The organism is Pseudomonas protegens (assembly GCF_003363755.1).
Lineage (GTDB): Bacteria > Pseudomonadota > Gammaproteobacteria > Pseudomonadales > Pseudomonadaceae > Aquipseudomonas > Aquipseudomonas danubii.
On sequence record NZ_CP031396.1, the window covers coordinates 1,444,047 to 1,463,452 of the forward strand.

Genomic DNA, 19,406 nt, shown 5'->3' on the forward strand with positions numbered 1-19,406 from the left:
AGGAACACCGCGTGACTGCCAAACCGCAAAGCGCCCTGTTGTCCCCCTTGCAGACCGCTCGCCAACTGGCCGCCGAGTTTGCCCTCACCGCCGTCGAGCGCGATGAACGTGGCGGCACCCCCAAAGCCGAGCGTGATGCCCTGCGCCACAGTGGCCTGCTGGCCCTGAGCATCCCCACCCAGTTCGGCGGGCTCGGCGCGCCCTGGAGCGAAACCCTGAACATCGTCCGCGAGTTCGCTCGGGTCGACAGCTCCATCGCCCACGTCTTCGGCTTCCATCACCTGATGCTGGCCACCGTGCGCCTGTTCGCCAAGCCCGAACAATGGCAACCCTGGTTCGAACAGACCGCGCGCAAGAACTGGTTCTGGGGCAACGCCCTCAACCCGCTGGACACCCGCACCCTGGTCAAGAACCTCGGCGGCTGGCGCGAGTTCTCCGGCAAGAAGAGCTTCTGCTCCGGGGCCAGCGATTCGGAAATGCTCATCGCCTCGGCAGTGGATGAGAGCAACGGCGGCAAATTGCTGATCGCCGCCATCCCCAGCGGCCGCAGCGGCATCACCCTGCACAACGACTGGAACAACATGGGCCAGCGCCAGACCGACAGCGGCAGCGCCACCTTTGAACGGGTCAGGGTGGAAGAGTCGGAACTGCTGCTGGACCCGGGCCCGCTGAGCACCCCGTTCGCCTGCCTGCGCCCGCTGATCGCTCAGCTGACCTTTACCCACATGTTCCTCGGCATTGCCGAAGGCGCCTTCGAGGAAGCCCGGCAATACACCCTGAGCGAAACCCGGGTCTGGCATAAGTCCAGCGCCCAGGATGTGCGCCAGGACCCTTACATCCTCAGCCACTACGGCGAGTTTTGGGTGGCCCTTGAAGGCATCCGCCTGCTGGTGGAGCGGGCCGCCGGGCTGCTGGACCAGGCCTGGGCCAAAGGCCCGATCCTCAGTGCCGAGGAGCGCGGGCACCTGGCCACGGCGATCGCCACCGCCAAGGTCGCCGCCAGCCGCCAGGGCCTGGACCTGTGCAGCCGGCTGTTCGAAGTCACCGGCGCACGCTCGACCCACGCCTCCCTGCGCCTGGACCGCCACTGGCGCAACCTGCGCACCCAGACCCTGCACGACCCGCTGGATTACAAGCTTCACGAGCTGGGTGACTGGGCACTGAACCAGTCCCTGCCGACCCCGACTTTTTACTCCTAGCCCTATTGTTCACGGAGAGTGCCGATGCAGCTGCTGACCCTACCCCCTTCGCCCGCCCTGGCGACCTCGATCCGCGCCACCGCCCAGGTGTTCGAGGACCCGAAATCCCAGGCCCTGCTGGCGCACCTGCAACAGGTGGCACCCAGTGAAGCCAGCGTGCTGATCATCGGTGAAACCGGGACCGGCAAGGAGCTGGTGGCACGCCATATCCACAACCTCAGCGCCCGGCGCAACCGGCCGTTCGTGGCGGTGAACTGCGGAGCCTTCTCCGAATCCCTGGTGGAGGCCGAACTGTTCGGCCATGAAAAAGGCGCCTTCACCGGCGCCCTCGGCGCCAAGGCCGGCTGGTTCGAAGAGGCCGACGGCGGCACCCTGTTCCTCGACGAGATCGGCGATTTGCCCATGGCCATCCAGGTCAAGCTGCTGCGGGTGCTGCAGGAGCGCGAAGTGGTGCGCCTGGGCTCGCGCAAAAGCATCCCCATCGATGTGCGGGTCCTGGCCGCCACCAACGTGCAACTGGAAAAGGCCATCAACGCCGGGCACTTTCGCGAGGACCTGTATTACCGCCTGGACGTGGTCAGCCTGGAACTGAGCCCGCTGCGCGAACGCCCCGGCGACATCCTGCCCCTGACCCGGCATTTCATCGAGGCCTACAGCCAGCGCCTGGGCTACGGCAGCATCAGCATCAGCAAAGAGGCCGAATACAAACTCAAGAGCTACAGCTGGCCGGGCAACATCCGCGAACTGGAAAACGTCATCCACCACACCCTGCTGATCTGCCGCAACGGCGTGATCGAGCGCGATGACCTGCGCCTGTCGAACATGCGCATCGAGCGTGCCGACGACAGCCATCCCAGCCACGACGACTCAGCCGAAGCGCTGCTGGACCGCGCCTTCCAGAAACTCTTCGCCGAACAGGCCGGCGCCTTGCATGAAAAGGTCGAGGACGCCCTGCTGCGGGCGGCCTATCGCTTCAGCCACTACAACCAGGTGCACACCGCCAACCTGTTGGGCCTGAGCCGCAACGTCACCCGCACCCGGCTGATCAAGATCGGCGAACTGGCGGTCAACAAGCGGCGCCCGGTGGACGCCCACAGCGAACGCACCCTGCAATTGTCGATCTAGAGCAGTTTGCAGTGCAAGGCATTGTCCTGGCTGCGGGCAATACTGCTCAGCACCTGGAACGAACCGAAGGTCACGGTCTTGGCCTGATGGGTCAGGATCAACTGCCAGAAATCCTGCTCGCCGCTCTCGAAACGCTCGAAGGCCGCCTCGCCGGCTTCCCGGGATTGCCATTGCAGGTAATTGAGCACCCGCCGACCGTCGTCGCTGGCTTGCACACTGGCACTGAGAAAGCCGCCATAGCCCTGGGCCAGACGCTCGGTCTGCAAGGACAAGGCCGACACCAGAGCCTCCTGCTGGTGCGGTTCGATCTCGAACTCGATCAACTGGGTGAAACTGCGGTTTCTCTCAAATGCGGTCATGAACGGCTCCTTACAGCGATCGGACAGAATCTTGCGATTGAATGCGCTGCAGGGTAAAACCTCTAGTTAAGTCAAGGTCAAGCCTGTTTTTCATCCTGGTGCCCTTTAATGATCGAACCCGACGCCCTCCACAAAGAACTGACGGTGGGCCAGCTCTCGGCCCGCAGCGGCGTGGCCGTGACCGCGCTGCACTTCTACGAAAACAAAGGACTGATCAAGAGCAACCGCAACGCCGGTAACCAGCGGCGCTATCCGCGCTCGGTGCTGCGTCGAGTGTCCTTGATCAAGGTGGCCCAGCGCCTGGGCATTCCCCTGGCAGAGATCGGCCAGGCCCTGGCGACCCTGCCCGCCGACCGCGCGCCCACTGCCGCGGACTGGCAGCGTCTGTCGGAACAGTGGAGCCGCGAACTGGACGAACGCATCCGCCAACTGAGCCTGCTGCGCGAGCGGCTGAACCAGTGCATTGGTTGCGGCTGCCTGTCCCTGGAAGGGTGTCCGTTGCGCAACCACGGAGATGCCCTGGGAGACGCCGGCCCGGGCGCCCGCCTGCTGGAGCCCGACGCCACCATCGACACCCCGTAGCCGGCCTCCCTCCAAGGAGCCGGCTTGCCGGCGAAGGCGGATTCACGAGCCTCTTGGCTGGCAAGCCAGCTCCACAAGGGGAGCAGGTGCTCAGAAGCCGGGGGCGATCTGGCCTTTGTAGCGGGTCAGGATGAATTGGCGCACAGCGTCGGAGTTCAGCGCCTTGGCCAGTTTCTGAACCCGCGGGTCGTTGCGGTTGTCCGGGCGGGCCACCAGGAACTCGATGTACAGGTCCTTGCCCTTCTCTACGATCAAGGCGCTGTTGGTGTCGATCCCGGCTTCCAGGGCGTAGTTAGCGAATACGAACGCCAGGTCCACCTGGCTCACCGAGCGAGCCAGCAAGGCGCCTTCCAGTTCACGGATCTTCAGGTGCTTGGGGTTGTCGACGATGTCACGCGGGGTGGCCTGGGTGTTGCTCGGGTCCTTGAGCTTGATCAGCCCCGCCTCATGCAGCAGCACCAGGGCACGACCGGTGTTCACCGGGTCGTTGGGAATCGACACCGTGGCGCCGTCCTTGAGCTCGGCAATGTGCTTGATCCTGGTGGAATAGGCACCGAAGGGCTCGATGTGCACCCCCACCACCGGCACCAGGTCGGTGTGCCGGGTCTTGTTGAAGTCGTCGAGGAACGGCCGGTACTGGTAGTAGTTGGCGTCGAGGTTCTTCAACGCCAATTGCTGGTTGGGCTGGATGAAGTCGGTGAAGACCTTGATGTCCAGGTCCACGCCCTCCCTGGCCAACTCGGGTTTGACGAATTCGAGAATCTCGGCGTGGGGCACCGGGGTGGCGCCCACCACCAGTTTCTCGTTGGCATGCACGCTCAAGGACAGCACAGCGGCCAACATGGCCAGGGTCTTTTTCATGGAGTTGCTCCTAAGGCAGATACGGAGAGCCGTCGTGGGGCGCACGTGAGGCCGGTTTTTTTCAGGTTGTGAATACGTCGGGTCAACGTCGGCTGTAGCGCGCCACCAGGCGGTCGCCGGTCATCTGCAGGGCCTGCACCAGCACCAGCAGCAGGACCACGGTGACCAGCATCACGTCGGTCTGGAAACGCTGATAGCCGTAGCGAATCGCCAGGTCCCCCAGCCCGCCAGCGCCGATCACCCCGGCCATGGCGGTGTAGTCCACCAGCACGATGGCGGTCACCGTGACCGCTGCCAGCAGGCCGCCTCGGGCTTCGGGCAACAACGTGTGGCGGATGATCTGCCAGGTGCTGCCGCCCATGGCCTGGGTCGCCTCCACCACTCCACGGTCCACCTCCCTCAGGGCGGTTTCCACCAGCCGGGCAAAGAACGGTGTACAGCCCACCACCAGCGGCGGGATGGTGCCCGGCACCCCGAGGGAGGTGCCCACCAGCAGGGTGGTCAGGGGAATCAGCACGATCAGCAGGATGATGAAGGGCAACGAACGCAGCACGTTGACCAGCACCGACAGCACTCGATAGATGCCCTGGGCTTCATGCAACTGGCGCTTGCTGGTGAGAAACAGCAGCACCCCCAGCGGCAGCCCCAATAGCACGGTAAAGCCCAGGGCCGCACCGAGCATGCTCAGGGTGTCGAGACAGGCCTGGGCGATATCGGCCCAATAAATGTTCTTGAACCACTCGGCCATGGCATCAGGACCAATCGTGGCGCGGTGGCTTGATGTCGTTGAGCAGCCAGTTGCCCACCACGTGGTACTTCCAGCGCACCGGGTCGTGCAGGGTGTGCACCCGGGCATTGCGCCAGTGGCGGTCGAAGTTGTGGCGCTTGAGGGTCGAGCGGGTGCCACCCAACTCGAACAGCTTGTTGCTGGCCTCGATGGCGATCTCGGTGGTCAGCACCTTGGCCTTGGCCACCGCCAGGGACGCCCGGGCGACATTGTTTTCATCAGGTGCCGGACGCGCCGCATCCAGGGCCAGGCCGGCCCGCTCCAGCAGGGCTTCGGCGGCCTCCAGGCGGATCTCCAGGGCCCCCACCTGGATGATGGTCAGTGGATCTTCACTGGCCTTTTCCACCCCGGCGTCGATCCACGGCCGGGCGTGCTGACGAACAAAGGCGATGGTGTCCCGTAACGCCGCCCGGGCGATGCCGGCGTCGATGGCCGCCGTGGTCAGCTGGGCGAAGGGCCCGGCCAGGGTCGGGCTTTCATAGGAGCGATAGGTGGGGAACAGGTTGAAGGCCGGCACCAGCAGGTTTTGCGCCAGCACCGTGCCGCTGGACGTGGTGCGCTGGCCGATGCTGTCCCAGTCATCGATCACCACCAGCCCTTCGCTGCCCCGGGGCACAAAGGCCAGTTGCCCGCGGCCCTGCTCGTCCAGGGCCAGCACCGCCAGCCAGTGGGCGTACAGCGAACCGGTGCAGTAACCCTTGCGACCGTTGATCACATAACCCTCACCTGAGCGACGGATGCTGGCCTGAATGTCCTGAACGTTCTTGCCGCCGGTTTCCGACAGCGCATTGGCAAAACGGTGGCCTTGCAGGGCCAGGGCGAAAAAGTGCGCCTGCTGCTCCGGGGTGCCTTGCAGGCGGATGTCTTCCAGCAGGCAGTAGTGATTCTGCGGGATCTGCCCCAGGGACGGATCGGCGGCGGAAATGATGGCGATCACCTCGGCCAGCACCGCGTAGGACACCTGGGCACCGCCATATTCCCGGGGCACGCTGATGCCCCACAGGCCACTGTTGGAATACAGGTCGACCACCTGCGACGGCACCTCACGAGTGCGGTCGCGCTCGGCGTCCTGCTCCAGCAGGACGGCAGCCACGCGCCGGGCCACGATCAACGCTTCGGCGCCATCGCGGATCACATGGGCGGCCGGGGTATGCAGGGGATAAACGGCAGATTCAGGCAATGAAGGCATACAGCGCTCTCGGGCGAATGAAGGTTCCACCCCGCCATTGCAGCTTCTGTGCCGAAAGATCAGCCCCGTGAATTCAAGGGCTTACAGCCCGTTCCTGGCGGTTGCCCAGCGGGCCGCCAGACAAATTGCTGGAGGGCTGTTGTTGGGCCAACAGTGAGTCGCTGTTGCCTGGACGACACCTCGTCAGCCCACACCGGCACCGAAGGTTCCCGGGTATAGAGTGAACGCTGCTCGATCCAGCGACGGACCCGTTTCCAACAACATCAAGGAGAAACCCAGATGAGCGTCAAACCCATTCCCGAAGGCTTCAACGGCGTCACTCCCTACTTGGGCATCAAGCGCGCCGCCGAGGCCATCGAGTTCTACAAGCAGGCCTTCGGCGCGGTGGAAACCATGCGCCTGGAGATGCCCGACGGCAGCGTGGGCCATGCCGAACTGCGCATCGGCGGCTCGGCCATCATGCTCGGCAGCCCCTGTGAAGAAACCCCGATGGAAAGCCCGGACAGCCACAAGACGTCGGTTGGACTGCATCTGTATGTGGAAGATGTCGATCGCAGCTTCGCCCGGGCATTGGCCGTCGGCGGCACCGAGGTGTCGGCGCTCAAGGACCAGTTTTACGGCGACCGCAGCGGCAGCCTGCGTGACCCGTTCGGCCATGTGTGGTTCCTGGCCAGCCGCAAGGAAGACCTGAGTACCGAGGAAATCAGCCGGCGGGCGCAGGAAATGTTCCAGCAACAACCCCTTTGACCCGCCCTGACGTCCAAGACCCTAGGAGCCGGCTTGCCGGCGAAGGTGATCTCAGGCTCCCCTTCGCTGGCCAGCCAGCGCCTACACCGATCAGCCGCCCCTGATGCACAAACCCAAAGCCCAGGAAAAAACCCATTTTTACGGGGCTTCCCTGGCTTCGTAACATTTACTTTCATATCGCCTTTCAGGATTTACGATTCTCATTCGTCTTAATTAGATGCAGCAGGCCGCGTTGGCCAAGGCTATGCCCGGCACCTTTGCGCCGGGCTCGGCCCAGGGTTCCAGTGCCGCTCCATTCCTCGAATCAAGACGCCCACTCCATGTCGAAGAAGTCCCGTTCAAAAATCTGGTTTCTGGTGCACAGCTGGCTGGCCCTGCCCATCTGGTTCTTTGTGCTGATCGTCTGTGTCACCGGCACCCTGGCGGTGGTCAGCCAGGAGATCGTGTGGCTGGCCAATCCGGATATCCGAGCCAGTAAACCCAGCGATGATGCCCAGCCGCTCAATTACGACCAGATCGTGGCGGCCATCAAGCAGGCCGACCCCAGCACCCGCATCGATACCATCGTGACCCCGGACGAAAGCCATTTCGCCCTGAGTGTCAGCGTCAGCTACCCGGACGGCCGGTCCCCAACGCTGTACGTCAACCCCTACACCGGGGCGATCCAGGGCACCAGCCCAGTGTTCGACTTCCAGGGCTTCACCCGGGCCCTGCATGGCTGGTGGCTGGTGCCCTTCACCAACGGCTACAGCTGGGGTTGGTACCTGGTGTCGTTCCTCGGCCTGCCGCTGCTGATTTCGTTGATCACCGGGCTGGTGGTCTACAAGAAGTTCTGGAAGGGCTTTCTCAAGCCGACCCTGCGCCTGCGCCATGGGGCACGGATCTTCTGGGGCGACTTCCACCGCCTGAGCGGCATCTGGTCCATCTGGTTTATCACGGTGATCTCGATCACCGGCATCTGGTTCCTGATCGAGGCCGTGCTCGCCGACAACCACATCAGCATTTCCAGCCAACCCATTGTTCCGGTCATCGCCCGGGAGCAGGTGCCGACCACCACCGATGGCAGCCCCGCGCCGATGATCGGCCTGGACCAGGCCATCGGCATCGCCACCCAGAAGATCCCCGGTTTCGACATCAGCTTCGTCAGCCTGCCAAGCAATGCCTACAGCCACCTGTACGTAGGCGGTCGTGGCTGGTACCCGCTGATGTACCAGACCGCCAACATCAACCCCTACACCGGCTCCCTGGACACCTCTCACCTGCTGGGGGACCGCAACACCCTGGAGTTCGTCACCGAGTCCATGCGCCCGCTGCACACCGGAGATTTTGGCGGGATCTGGGTCAAGCTGATCTGGTTCTTCTTCGGCCTGGTGCTGAGCATGATGGTCCTCAGCGGGCTGTTGATCTGGACCAAGCGCACCGCCCTGGCCACCGCCAACGCCCTCAAGCGTGAGGAGAAGGCCGCCCGGGCGCGTCCCGCGAGCAAACCCGTGCCGACGCCCACCCCGGCCATGAGCATCGAAACTTCGGAGAGCCACCCGTGAGCCAGACCCACAGCGCAACCGCGCCTTCGCAGCTGAGCCGGCTTTGGCATAAATGGCGCTTTCACCTGAACATCCTGCTGTTGCTGATCCCCCTGGGCTTCATGCCCAAGTACCTCGCCGATGCCTCGTTGTTTCGCGGCGACAGCGGCCTGGGGGAACGGGAGATCGGTGAAATCCAGGTCGGCCCCTGGAGCCTGCGTCTGGCCGAGATGCGCAACGAAGCGCCCCGCAGCGATGGCCCCGCCGGCTACCTGAAAAGCTTCAACGCCGCCCTGTGCCAGGCCTGCATCGAACCGGTCAAGGCGACCTACCTGCGCATCGGCAAACCCCGCAGCCTGCGGGCCGCCGGGGTGATCTTCTTCGGCAGCCCGTACCGCATGGGGGCCAGCCTGCCGATTCCGGAAAAGACCAAAGCCGACGCTGAGCTGTGGATCACCCTGGAAGGCTGGGACGGCAGCATGCACCAGGCATCCATTCCCCTGAGCCAGGCATCCCCCGCCACCGTGGCCTGGCTCGAAAAACAAGGAGGCAAATGATGATTCGCGCAGTATCCACCCGGCGCCTCGGCGCCGCTGCCCTGTTGCTGCTGGGCGCAGCCTTCAGCCACAGCGCCCTGGCCCACAACCCGATGTGCGAATGCAAGGCCATCGACGCCGAGCAGATCCGCTGCACCGGCGGTTTTTCCGACGGCAGCGGCGCGCCGGGAGTGACCCTGGACGTGATCGGCTACGACGAAACCATCCTCGTGCCGGGCAAGCTCGGCAGCGATTCGACCCTGACCTTCAAGAAGCCTTCCAGCGAGTTCTACGTGCTGTTCGATGCAGGCCCCGGCCACGTGGTCGAGATCGACCAAGCGGATATCGAGACCCCATGACTCCTGCCACCACCCAGGTCGTGCGCCCCGCCGGCGCCGGTCACGAAACCCTCTACGTCCTGTTGCTGTGCCTGCTGATTCTGTGTGTCGCCGGCAGCGTGGTGCTGTGGCGCGGCGAAACAGTCGAAACCGCCAGCGTCGCCAGCCACCAGCTCGACGCCCGCCGCGATCTGAGCGCCGGCGAACAGGGCATCTACGCCGACCTGCGAGTGACCCTCGACGAGATCCATCTGCTGCAGGCCGAAAGCCAGACGCTGCCGAGCCCGGAGCAACTGGCCGAGGAAGGCTTCGCCCCCTTCGCCCAGGACGCCAGCTCGGTGAGTCGCGGCGGCCATGCCTGGCAATTGCAGGACCAGGCCTATCTGGGCCTGAGCCAGAACCCGCAAGTGGCCGGCTCCTTCCTGATGCGCCTGGACACCGAGAATCAGGCCAAGGTGGACATCTGGCTCAACCGCGCCCCATCCGTCGCCGTGCCGGTCGATCTCAGCGACGCGACGCTGGCCGCCGCCGGCTGGCAACAGGTGGTCGCGCAATTCGATGCCGGGGTGACTCGCCAGCATCGTCACTGATCTTTTTGCATTCACCCGAGAGAAGAACGCTAGCCATGCCCATTTCATCGCAACGCCGCCCATTCCTGCGGGTGCTGCTGGTCAGCCTGCTGGCCCTAGTGCTCAGCCCCCTGGTCAGCGCCGACCCGGCCAAGCGCCTGCGCATCGGTATCACCCTGCACCCTTATTACAGCTACGTAGCGAACATTGTCGGCGACAAGGCCGAGGTGGTGCCGCTGATTCCCGCCGGCTTCAACCCCCACGCCTACGAGCCCCGGGCCGAGGACATCAAGCGCATCGGCAGCCTGGACGTGATCGTGCTCAACGGCGTGGGCCACGATGACTTCGCCGACCGCATGATCGCCGCCAGCGAGCGCCCGGACATCCCGGTGATCGAAGCCAACGAGAACGTGCCGCTGCTGGCCGCCACCGGCGTCGCCGCCCGGGGCGCCGGCAAAGTGGTCAACCCGCACACCTTCCTGTCCATCAGCGCCTCCATCGCCCAGGTCAACAACATCGCCCGGGAGCTGGGCAAGATGGACCCGGCCAACGCCAAGACCTACACCCAGAACGCCCGGGCCTACGGCAAGCGCCTGCGGCAGATGCGCGCCGACGCCCTGGCCAAGCTGACCCAGGCGCCCAACGCCGACCTGCGGGTGGCCACGGTACACGCGGCCTACGACTACCTGCTGCGTGAGTTCGGCCTGCAAGTCACCGCGGTGGTGGAACCGGCCCACGGCATCGAGCCCAGCCCCAGCCAGTTGAAGAAGACCATCGACCAACTGCGGGAACTGGACGTCAAGGTGATCTTCTCGGAGATGGACTTCCCCTCCACCTACGTCGAGACCATCCAGCGCGAATCCGGGGTCAAGCTCTACCCGCTGTCGCACATTTCCTACGGCGACTACAGCGCCGAAAAATACGAGAAGGAAATGAAAGGCAACCTCGACACCGTGGTCCGGGCCATCCAGGAGGCCGGGGCATGACCGCCATCGAAACCCTGCTGCGCGGCCCGGCCATCGAGTTCGACCAGGTCAGCCTGACCCTGGGCCGCACCACCATCCTCGACCGCGTGACCTTCCAGGTGCGGCCCGGCAGCGTGCACGCACTGGTGGGGCCCAACGGCGGCGGCAAGAGTTCGCTGATCAAGACCCTGCTGGGGCAGATGCCGCACCAGGGCCAACTGCGCCTGCAATGGCCCGGCGCCCCCGGCACCATCGGCTACGTGCCCCAGGCCCTGGAGTTCGACCGTGGCCTGCCGATGACCGTGGACGATTTCATGGCTGCCATGTGCCAGCGGCGCCCGGCCTTCCTTGGCCTGAGCCGGCATTACGCCCAGGCAATTGGCGAAGCCCTGGAACGGGTCGGCATGCAGGACAAGCGCAAACGGCGCATGGGCGCCCTGTCCGGGGGTGAACGCCAGCGCGTGCTGCTGGCCCAGGGCCTGATCCCGGCCCCGCAACTGCTGGTGCTGGACGAACCGATGTCGGCCCTGGACGAAGCCGGGATCCAGGTCTTCGAACGCCTGCTCCACGACTGGCGCCAGAGCGGCATCACCCTGCTGTGGATCGAGCACGACCTTGAGGCGGTGGGTCGCCTGGCGGACCGAGTCACCGGCCTCAACCGCCGGGTGCTGTTCGACGGTCCGGCGCAACAGACCCTGACCCCGGAGCGCCTGCTCAGTCTGTTCTCCACCCATCCACGAGCCGGCGCTGCCGTTGTCTGAGGAGTACCGCCTGATGACTTATGAAACTTTTCGCCTGATGGTCCAGGGCTGGGCCTCGGCCGGCTACCTGCCCGAAGCCCTGGCCTACGGCTTTGTGGTCAATGCGCTGCTGGCCGGCCTGCTGATCGGCCCGGTGCTCGGCGGCCTGGGCACGCTGGTGGTGGTCAAGCGCTTCGCCTTCTTCTCTGAAGCCGTGGGCCATGCGGCGCTGACCGGTGTGGCCATCGGCATCCTGCTGGGCGAACCCTACACCGGCCCCTACGGCAGCCTGTTCGGCTATTGCCTGCTGTTCGGCATCCTCCTCAACTACCTGCGCAACCGCACCGGGCTGGCTCCGGACACCCTGATCGGGGTGTTCCTCTCGGTGTCCCTGGCCCTGGGCGCCAGCCTGCTGCTGATCCTGGCCGGCAAGATCAACGTGCACATCCTGGAGAACGTGCTGTTCGGCTCGGTGCTCACGGTCAACGGCAACGACCTCTTGGTGCTGTTGATCGTCGGCGCCCTGGTGCTGGGCCTGAGCCTGCCGCTGTACAACCGCATCATGCTGGCCAGCTTCAACCCGCAGCTGGCGGCCGTGCGCGGAGTGGCGGTGAAGACCCTGGACTACCTGTTCGTGATCCTGGTGACTCTGATCACCGTGGCCGCGGTGAAGGTCATCGGCGCGATCCTGGTGGGCGCGCTGCTGGTGATTCCGGCCGCAGCGGCCCGCCTGCTCAGCCAGTCGCTCAAGGGCTTTTTCTGGATCTCGGTGAGCATCGCCACCGTCAGCACCCTGTGCGGCATCTTGCTGCCCATCGTCTTCGACCTGCCGGTGCCCTCCGGCGCGGCCATCATCCTGGTGGCCGGCGTGGCCTTCGCCCTGGCTGCCATCGCCCGCGGCACCGTCCCCAGCCTGAAAGGGAATATCGGATAAATGCACAGTTCACTGCGTCACTTGTCACTGCCTCAACTGAGCCTGGCCCTGATCCTCGGCGGCCTGATCAGCAGCCCGGCCCTGGCCGAGCGCGACCACTTCGAACCGATGCGCGTGGTGGCCAGCCACGGCATGGGCAATACCGCGCTGCACAGCGCCGCCTCGCAAAAGCCACTGACGGTGCTGGCCTCGCTGCCAGTGACCTTCGGCCTGGGGCAGATCTTGCTGCAGGGCACCCACGTCAAGTTGGAACGGGCGGCCCCGGCCAATCTTCCCGGCTCGCGGCAGACCGCCTATTTCACCGGGCGCGGTGCCCCAGCCCTGAGCAAGCTGGCGCTGGATGCCGACGCGGTGATCGGTCTGCGCTCGATCTGGCCGGACGACCCGCTGTACCCCAACGCCCGGCGCAGCAATATCCGCATCGTCGAGATCGATGCCGCCCGCCCGGTGGATGGCGCCCTGCCCGGGGTGGCCCTGCAACCGGGCCAGAGCGACGGGCTCAACGCCCAGCCCTGGCTGTCCAGCAACAACCTGGGGCGCATGGCGGATGTGCTCGCCGCCGACCTGGCACGCCTGGCCCCCGAAGCCAAGCCGCAAATCGAGCGCAACCTGGCGGGAATCAAACAACGCCTGCTCAAACTCAGCGCCGACAGCGAAGCGCGCCTGGCCGAGGCCGACAACCTCAGCGTGCTGAGCCTCTCCGAGCACTTTGGCTATCTGGTCAGCGGCCTGAACCTGGAGCTGGTGGAAGTCGACGCCCGCGCCGACAACGAATGGACGCCCGAAGCCTTGCAGAAGCTGCAAGCCCGGCTCAAGGACAACGACGTGGCCCTGGTCCTGCACCACCGCCAGCCGTCCGAGGCACTGAAAGCCGCCATCAGCGCCGGTGGCAGCCAGTTGCTGGTCCTTGAAACCGACGGCGCCGACCCGCTCGACGAACTGGAAGGCAACCTGCAGAAAGTCACCCAGGCCCTGGCCTTGTAGCCGCTGCCGCAGGCTGCGAACGGCCTGGGCGGTACTCCTGCGCAGGGACGCGGTGCTCGACAGACAATCGCCAAGCAAGGTCCTGCGGACCTTTGCGCAGCTTCGCCATGGCTCAGCAGCGGCTACAGCCCCCATCTCGATCCGGGCTTTTGTAGCCGCTGCCGCAGGCTGCGAACGGCCTGGGCGGCACTCCGACGCAGGGACGCGGTGTTCGACAGACAATCGCCAAGCAAGGTCCTGCGGACCTTTGCGCAGCTTCGCTATGGCTCAGCAGCGGCTACAGTCGGGGTCAGGGGAACGGTGCCGCTTACATATTTGCTCAAGATTGCGGTCATTTCCCGGTGCTAGTCTGCGCGTCGCAACAATGCCCAGACAGGAAGACCAGGCCATGAGCGAATACCTGACACTCAATAAGACCAATTGGGACGAACGCGCGCCCTTGCACGCCGCCTCGGCAGATTACGCGGTGCAGCGCTTTGTCGATGACCCGCAGTTTCTCTCCGACGTGGTGCAGTTCGACCGCCCCCTGCTGGGAGACATCCAGGGCCTGCGCGGCGTGCATCTGCAATGCCATATCGGCACCGACACCCTGTCCCTGGCGCGCCTGGGCGCACAGATGAGCGGCGTGGACTTCTCCTCGGCGTCCCTGGCTGAAGCCCGATCCCTGGCCCAGCGCTGCCATACGCCCATCGACTACCACGAGTCGGACGTGTTCCTGGCCGCCGAGGTGCTGCCCAAGGGCAGCTTCGATCTGGTCTACACCGGCATCGGCGCGCTGTGCTGGCTGCCGAGCATCGAGCGCTGGGCACAGACCGTCGGCGCCCTGCTCAAGCCCGGTGGCCGGCTGTTTATCCGCGAGGGGCATCCAATGCTCTGGGCCCTGGATGAGGGTCACAGCGACTCGCTGCAAGTGGCGTTTCCCTACTTCGAACGCAGCGAGCCGCTGGTCTGGGACGATGACGCCACGTACGTGGAAACCGACAGCAGCCTCAAGGCCACAGTGACCCACGAGTGGAATCACGGCCTGGGGGAAATCATCAGCGCCTTGCTGGCCCAAGGCCTGGAAATCACCGGGCTGGTGGAACACCAGAGCATTCCCTGGGAGGCCCTGCCCGGGCAGATGGTGGTGGATGAACGCGGCGAATGGCGACTCAAGGAAGCGCCATGGCGCCTGCCACTGAGCTACACCCTGCAGGCCGTCAAGCGCACGGCCTGATCGCCCGGCATGAAAAACCACCAAGCTCAAGACGCCAGCGCCTTTGTAGCCGCTGCCGCAGGCTGCGAACGGCTCCGCAGGAGGCGCTGCTCTTGAGATCGCTGAAGGGCCTGCGGCCCTTGGCGCAGCTTCGCCGTGGCTCAGCAGCGGCTACACAACAATCTCGATCCGGTTTTTTGTAGCCGCTGCCGCAGGCTGCGAACGGCTCCGTAGGAGGCGCTGCTCTTGAGAACGCTGAAGGGCCTGCGGTCCTTGGCGCAGCTTCGCCGTGACTCAACAGCAGCTACACAACAATCTCGATTCGGTTTTTTGTAGCCGCTGCCGCAGGCTGCGAACGGCTCCGCAGGAGGCGCTGCTCTTGAGATCGCAAAAGGGCCTGCGGCCCTTTGCGCAGCTTCGCCGTGGCTCAGCAGCAGCTACACAACAATCTCGACCCGGTTTTTTGTAGCCGCTGCCGCAGGCTGCGAACGGCTCCGCAGGAGGCGCTGCTCTTGAGAACGCTGAAGGGCCTGCGGCCCTTTGCGCAGCCTCGCAGGCTCGGCAGCGGCTACAGGTCTTGCAGATCAGCCGGCCACGGCCTGCTGGTCCATCTTCTGGCGCAGGCTCAGGGGCCGCATGTCGGTCCAGACTTCTTCGATGTAGGCCAGGCACTCTTTCTTGAAGCCGCTCTTGCCCACAGTGCGCCAGCCCTGGGGCACGGCCTTGTAGTCGGGCCAGATCGAGTATTGCTCTTCGTGGTTGACCACCACCTGGAACAGGATGTCCTCACGGTCGAATACTGAAGTCATTGCTTGTCTCCGTCGTTAATAAGGTGTGCCGCGCCCCAGGCGTGGCAGTTGTGTAGAAGGAACGAACCAGGGCCGAGAAAAATTAGAGGCTGGCCACCGCGGCAGCCACTGCCTTGCTGAAGATGTCCGCCACCTGATCGATCTGCGCCGCGCTGATGATCAGCGGCGGCAGGAAGCGCACCACGCTGCCATGGCGCCCGCCCAGTTCGAGGATCAGGCCGCGCTTGAGGCATTCACGCTGCACCAGCGGCGCCAGGCGCAAATGTTGCGGCGGATGGCCCTGGGCATCCGGGGCGCCGGCCGGGTCCACCAGCTCGACGCCAAGCATCAGGCCACGGCCACGGACATCCCCCAGTTGCGGGAAGTCCCGCTGCAGGATCAGCAGGTGCTCGCGCAAGCGCTCGCCCATGGCCGCCGCGTGCTCGGGCAGACGGTGCTGCTTGAGGTAGCGCATCACCGCGGAACCGGTGGCCATGGCCATCTGATTGCCACGGAAGGTCCCGGCGTGTGCCCCCGGCTGCCAGGTGTCGAGCCAGTCGCGATAGACCATCACCGCCAGCGGCAGGCTGCCGCCGATGGCCTTGGACATCACCACCACATCGGGAATGATCCCGGCGTGCTCGAAGGCGAACATCTTGCCGGTGCGACCGAAGCCGCTCTGGATTTCATCGACGATCAGCGCCACCCCGGCCTGCTCGGTGATGCGCCGCAACCCTCGCAGCCAGTCCAGGTCCGCCGGGATCACCCCGCCCTCGCCCTGCACCGCCTCGACGATGACCGCCGCCGGCAGGGCCACGCCCGCTTCAGGATCGCTCAGCAGGTTTTCCAGGTAATGCAGGTTGACCTTGACCCCCTCGGCGCCCCCCAGTCCGAACGGGCAGCGGTAGTCATAGGGAAAGGGCAGGAACTGCACACCATTGTTCAAGAGTCCCGCCAACGCACGCTTGGGCCCCAGGCTGCCCATCAGGCTCAGCGCGCCCTGGCTCATGCCGTGGTACCCGCCCTGGAACGACAGCACGGTGCTGCGTCCGGTGGCGGTGCGCACCAGCTTCAGCGCGGCTTCCACGGCATCAGTGCCGGTGGGGCCGCAGAACTGGATCTTGGCTTCGGCGGCCAGGGCCTCGGGCAACAGGCCGAACAGGTCCTGGACGAACTGGTCCTTGACCGGGGTGGTCAGGTCCAGGGTCAACAGCGGCAGTTCATCGGCCAGCACCTGCTGGATCGCGGCGATCACCTCCGGGTGGTTGTGGCCCAGGGCCAGGGTCCCGGCCCCGGCCAGGCAATCGATGAAACGCCGGCCTTCGACATCCTCGACATGAATGCCACTGGCCCGCTTCAGGGCCAGGGGAATGCGCCGCGGATAGCTGCGGGCATTGGATTCCTGACGGCTCTGACGGGCCAGCAGGGGCGACTCCTCGAACTGGTAAAGCGCCTCGGCCGGGGCGGGAGCAAGGCCCACCGGCTGATCGTCCATAAGGCTGGTAACGGCTGACATGTCTCGAACCCTCGCGCTGCAATTTGAGCAAAACGACCACCGGCCGGATGCGCAGCCCAAGCGCGGGTGCGCACTGACAGGTTTTCCTGTTCTAAAAACGCATCAGCGCGGTCGGGATTTACACCCCAGGACGAGGAAATTGCATATACCGCCCCGTAGGAGCCAACTTGCTGGCGAAGGCGATCTCAGGGGCCTCTTCGCTGGCAAGCCAGCGCCTGCGGCGGGCAGGCGGAACGTACAAGGCCCTGTAAGAGCCCGCTTGCTGGCGAAGGCGGTTTCAAGGACCCCTTCGCTGGCAAGCCAGCGCCTGCGGCGGGCGGTGATGGGTCAGGCGGGGTGGGCAGGCAGGGTCAGTTCGACCCGCAGGCCGTCAGGACGGCTGTCGAAGTTCAGCTCGCAGCCGCAGCGCTGGACGATGGCCTGGACAATCGCCAGGCCCAGTCCGCACCCCGTGCTCTGGCTGTTGCGCCAGAAGCGCTGGGTCAGGTGCTGCAGGTCTTCCTGGGCAATCCCCGGGCCATGGTCACGCACCTGGAAACGCAGGCGACCGGCCACCAGCTCCAGGTTCAACTCCACCGGGCAGTCTTGCGGGGTGTGGCGCAGGGCGTTGTCCAACAGGTTGCGCAAGGCGGCAATCGCCAGGGTCGAGGGCATGGCCACCGGGGCCTCGGCGGCGTGCTCTCCCAGGTGCACCTTGACCCGCTGCCGGGCGCCCACGGCGGCATCCTGGATTGCCAGGCGAACCACTTGCTCGGCATTGCAGTGCACGCCGTCATCAAACGACAGGCTGCCCTCGACCCGAGCCAGCAACAGCAGTTGTTCCAGGGTCCGATGCAGGCGGTCGGCGCCCTCCTCGGCCCGGGCCAGGGATTGATCCCGGGCCGCACCGTCGGTCATGCGCGCCACCTGCAGGTGGGTCTTGATCGCGGTCAGCGGGCTGCGCAATTCATGGGCGGCATCACCAGTCAGGCGGCGTTCGCGTTCGATGGTCTTGGCGATGCGCTGGAACAGCTGGTTCTGGGTGTCCACCAGCGGCCGCAATTCGCTGGGCATGGGCCGGATCTGCAACGGTTCCAGGGAATCGGCGCTACGGCGCATCAGCGCGTCGCGAATCCGGTTCAGCGGCGCCAGGCTCTGGCCGATGCCCAGCCACAACAGCCACAGACAGCCCAGCAAGGCCACCCCCACCGGCACCGAAGCGGCCAGCAGCACCGACATGTTCAGGGCTTCGCGTTCCACCTGGCGGTCAGCGGTGGTGATGCGCAGATCACCGCGCACCAGGGTGAAGGTGCGCCAGGGCGCGCCGTCGATCATCTGGTCATGAAAGCCCAGTTTCTCGGCTTCCAGGGTGTGTTCAGGCGTGCTGTGGCTGCGGGCCAGGACCTGCCCGCGCAGGGAGCTGACCTGACAGGCCATGCCCCCGGGAATGGTCAAGGCCGCGCTGGCAATGGGATGGGCGTGGGTGTCTGAAGGCAGCGCCGGCATCTGTTCCAGCAGGCCCGCCACCATGCGCGCCGAGGCCACCAGGCGTTGGTCCAGGGAAAACATCATCTGATTGCGCAGATCGCTGAGCATCCAGGCCGCGGCCAGGGTCCAGATCAGAATGAAGGCGGCGCCCAGGGTCACGCTCAGGCGCAGGCGCAGGCTCCTCACTTAGGACTTCTCCTGGCCATCGGCCGGCCCCAGGCGATAGCCCAGGCCGCGCACCGTCTCGACGATGCCGTTGCCCAGTTTGCGTCGCAGGTGGTGGATGTGCACGTTGAGGGCGTTGCTTTCCAGTTCGTCGTTGAACCCGTAGACGCTGTCCTTGAGCTGTTCGCTGGACAGCACCCGGCCGCGATTGTGCAGCAGGGCCTGGAGCAGCGCCTGTTCGCGCCGGGACAGGTCCACCGGTTCGCCGCCCAGGCGGGTTTCCCGGGTGCTGGGGTCGTAGGTCAGGCGCCCGTGCTCGATCAGGTTGACACTGCGCCCCGCCACCCGGCGCAACAGGGTGTGCAGGCGCGCCGCCAGTTCCCGCAGGTCGAAGGGCTTGAGCAGGTAATCGTCGGCCCCGGCCTGCAGGCCGTCGACCCGATCGGTCACCGAGTCGCGGGCGGTGAGGATCAGCACCGGAATCTCCAGGCCCTGCTGGCGCTGTTGCTTGAGCAACTTCAAACCATCTTCATCCGGCAGGCCCAAGTCCAGTACCATCACGTCGAAATCGGCCACGCCGAGCATGGCCCGCGCCGCCGAGGCAGAGGCCACATGCTCGACCGTCAGGCCCTGGGCCGTGAGGCCGGCGACTATTCCGCTGGCAATCAGCTCATCATCTTCACAGACAAGTACGTGCATGGTCGGTCCTGTAACAAAGGCGTTGATTAGACAGGCGGCGGATTAAGCGGACATTATGCCCGCCACTGCCGTGCAACAACCCAAGTATGGTTAATCATCGGTTAATCAGGACCCGCCATTGTGCATCCCACTTGCACC

Annotated in this window: 21 protein-coding genes; 13 read left to right on the forward strand and 8 right to left on the reverse strand. The window is 65.3% G+C overall.

The features are described from left to right. The first annotated feature begins 11 nt into the window (after positions 1-11). Positions 12-1,199 (forward strand): acyl-CoA dehydrogenase family protein, encoded by a 1,188-nt coding sequence (locus DWF74_RS06075; RefSeq protein WP_115580598.1) that lies wholly within the window; start codon positions 12-14, stop codon positions 1,197-1,199. Between the two features lie 24 nt (positions 1,200-1,223). Then, the gene (locus tag DWF74_RS06080) at positions 1,224-2,324 is read left to right on the forward strand and encodes a sigma-54 interaction domain-containing protein (protein WP_115580599.1); all 1,101 of its coding nucleotides are present in this window, start codon (positions 1,224-1,226) and stop codon (positions 2,322-2,324) included. Here DWF74_RS06080 and DWF74_RS06085 read toward each other — a convergent pair. Beyond that, the gene (locus tag DWF74_RS06085; protein WP_102860973.1) at positions 2,321-2,683 is read right to left on the reverse strand and encodes an antibiotic biosynthesis monooxygenase; all 363 of its coding nucleotides are present in this window, start codon (positions 2,681-2,683) and stop codon (positions 2,321-2,323) included. The genes DWF74_RS06080 and DWF74_RS06085 overlap by 4 nt on opposite strands. A 108-nt stretch (positions 2,684-2,791) precedes the next feature. Between DWF74_RS06085 and soxR the strand changes: the two genes are divergently transcribed. Then, positions 2,792-3,265, forward strand: coding sequence for a redox-sensitive transcriptional activator SoxR (soxR, locus tag DWF74_RS06090; protein WP_115580600.1), 474 nt, complete (start codon positions 2,792-2,794; stop codon positions 3,263-3,265). A gap of 90 nt (positions 3,266-3,355) precedes the next feature. On the opposite strand, the gene DWF74_RS06095 is transcribed toward soxR, so the two are convergent. From DWF74_RS06095 to DWF74_RS06105, 3 genes are all read right to left on the reverse strand, one after another. Continuing rightward, a complete protein-coding gene (locus DWF74_RS06095) occupies positions 3,356-4,126 on the reverse strand; it encodes a MetQ/NlpA family ABC transporter substrate-binding protein (RefSeq protein WP_115580601.1) in 771 nt (256 codons plus the stop codon). 82 nt (positions 4,127-4,208) lie between these two features. Further along, positions 4,209-4,874 (reverse strand): methionine ABC transporter permease, encoded by a 666-nt coding sequence (locus DWF74_RS06100; RefSeq protein WP_102860970.1) that lies wholly within the window; start codon positions 4,872-4,874, stop codon positions 4,209-4,211. A 4-nt stretch (positions 4,875-4,878) separates the two neighbouring features. Beyond that, a complete protein-coding gene (locus DWF74_RS06105; protein ID WP_115580602.1) occupies positions 4,879-6,102 on the reverse strand; it encodes an SfnB family sulfur acquisition oxidoreductase in 1,224 nt (407 codons plus the stop codon). 279 nt (positions 6,103-6,381) lie between these two features. Between DWF74_RS06105 and DWF74_RS06110 the strand changes: the two genes are divergently transcribed. From DWF74_RS06110 to DWF74_RS06155, 10 genes are all read left to right on the forward strand, one after another. Further along, a complete protein-coding gene (locus DWF74_RS06110) occupies positions 6,382-6,849 on the forward strand; it encodes a VOC family protein (RefSeq protein WP_102860968.1) in 468 nt (155 codons plus the stop codon). A 320-nt stretch (positions 6,850-7,169) separates the two neighbouring features. Then, a complete protein-coding gene (locus DWF74_RS06115; RefSeq protein ID WP_060840345.1) occupies positions 7,170-8,393 on the forward strand; it encodes a PepSY-associated TM helix domain-containing protein in 1,224 nt (407 codons plus the stop codon). Further along, positions 8,390-8,929, forward strand: coding sequence for a hypothetical protein (locus DWF74_RS06120; RefSeq protein ID WP_060840346.1), 540 nt, complete (start codon positions 8,390-8,392; stop codon positions 8,927-8,929). Before DWF74_RS06115 ends, DWF74_RS06120 begins: the two co-directional genes overlap by 4 nt. Continuing rightward, positions 8,929-9,267 (forward strand): hypothetical protein, encoded by a 339-nt coding sequence (locus DWF74_RS06125; protein ID WP_102860965.1) that lies wholly within the window; start codon positions 8,929-8,931, stop codon positions 9,265-9,267. The genes DWF74_RS06120 and DWF74_RS06125 overlap by 1 nt, the downstream gene beginning before the upstream one ends. Further along, on the forward strand, positions 9,264-9,836 hold the full coding sequence (locus DWF74_RS06130) for a DUF6162 family protein (RefSeq protein ID WP_060844244.1): 573 nt from the start codon (positions 9,264-9,266) through the stop codon (positions 9,834-9,836). Before DWF74_RS06125 ends, DWF74_RS06130 begins: the two co-directional genes overlap by 4 nt. 35 nt (positions 9,837-9,871) lie before the next feature. Then, positions 9,872-10,801 carry a metal ABC transporter substrate-binding protein gene (locus DWF74_RS06135; protein ID WP_115580603.1) on the forward strand — a complete coding sequence of 310 codons (930 nt, stop codon included), beginning with the start codon at positions 9,872-9,874 and terminating at the stop codon, positions 10,799-10,801. Further along, positions 10,798-11,541, forward strand: coding sequence for a metal ABC transporter ATP-binding protein (locus DWF74_RS06140; protein WP_115580604.1), 744 nt, complete (start codon positions 10,798-10,800; stop codon positions 11,539-11,541). The genes DWF74_RS06135 and DWF74_RS06140 overlap by 4 nt, the downstream gene beginning before the upstream one ends. A 13-nt stretch (positions 11,542-11,554) precedes the next feature. Beyond that, entirely contained in the window at positions 11,555-12,454 is a 900-nt protein-coding gene (locus tag DWF74_RS06145; RefSeq protein ID WP_115580605.1) for a metal ABC transporter permease, read from the forward strand. After that, positions 12,455-13,438, forward strand: coding sequence for a metal ABC transporter solute-binding protein, Zn/Mn family (locus DWF74_RS06150; RefSeq protein ID WP_115580606.1), 984 nt, complete (start codon positions 12,455-12,457; stop codon positions 13,436-13,438). Positions 13,439-13,826: 388 nt separating this feature from the next. Next, on the forward strand, positions 13,827-14,654 hold the full coding sequence (locus DWF74_RS06155; RefSeq protein ID WP_115580607.1) for a class I SAM-dependent methyltransferase: 828 nt from the start codon (positions 13,827-13,829) through the stop codon (positions 14,652-14,654). Between the two features lie 563 nt (positions 14,655-15,217). Here DWF74_RS06155 and DWF74_RS06160 read toward each other — a convergent pair. The 4 genes from DWF74_RS06160 to DWF74_RS06175 all read right to left on the reverse strand — a co-directional run bounded on the left by DWF74_RS06160 (position 15,218) and on the right by DWF74_RS06175 (position 19,268). Next, complete coding sequence (locus DWF74_RS06160) at positions 15,218-15,442, reverse strand: MbtH family protein (RefSeq protein ID WP_016965112.1); 225 nt, start codon at positions 15,440-15,442, stop codon at positions 15,218-15,220. Positions 15,443-15,524: 82 nt separating this feature from the next. Next, on the reverse strand, positions 15,525-16,937 hold the full coding sequence (locus DWF74_RS06165; protein ID WP_102860959.1) for an aspartate aminotransferase family protein: 1,413 nt from the start codon (positions 16,935-16,937) through the stop codon (positions 15,525-15,527). Between the two features lie 327 nt (positions 16,938-17,264). Then, complete coding sequence (locus DWF74_RS06170; RefSeq protein ID WP_115580608.1) at positions 17,265-18,590, reverse strand: ATP-binding protein; 1,326 nt, start codon at positions 18,588-18,590, stop codon at positions 17,265-17,267. Beyond that, positions 18,591-19,268: a response regulator gene (locus DWF74_RS06175; RefSeq protein WP_016965114.1), complete on the reverse strand. Its 678-nt coding sequence runs from the start codon at positions 19,266-19,268 to the stop codon at positions 18,591-18,593. Between the last annotated feature and the right edge of the window lie 138 nt (positions 19,269-19,406).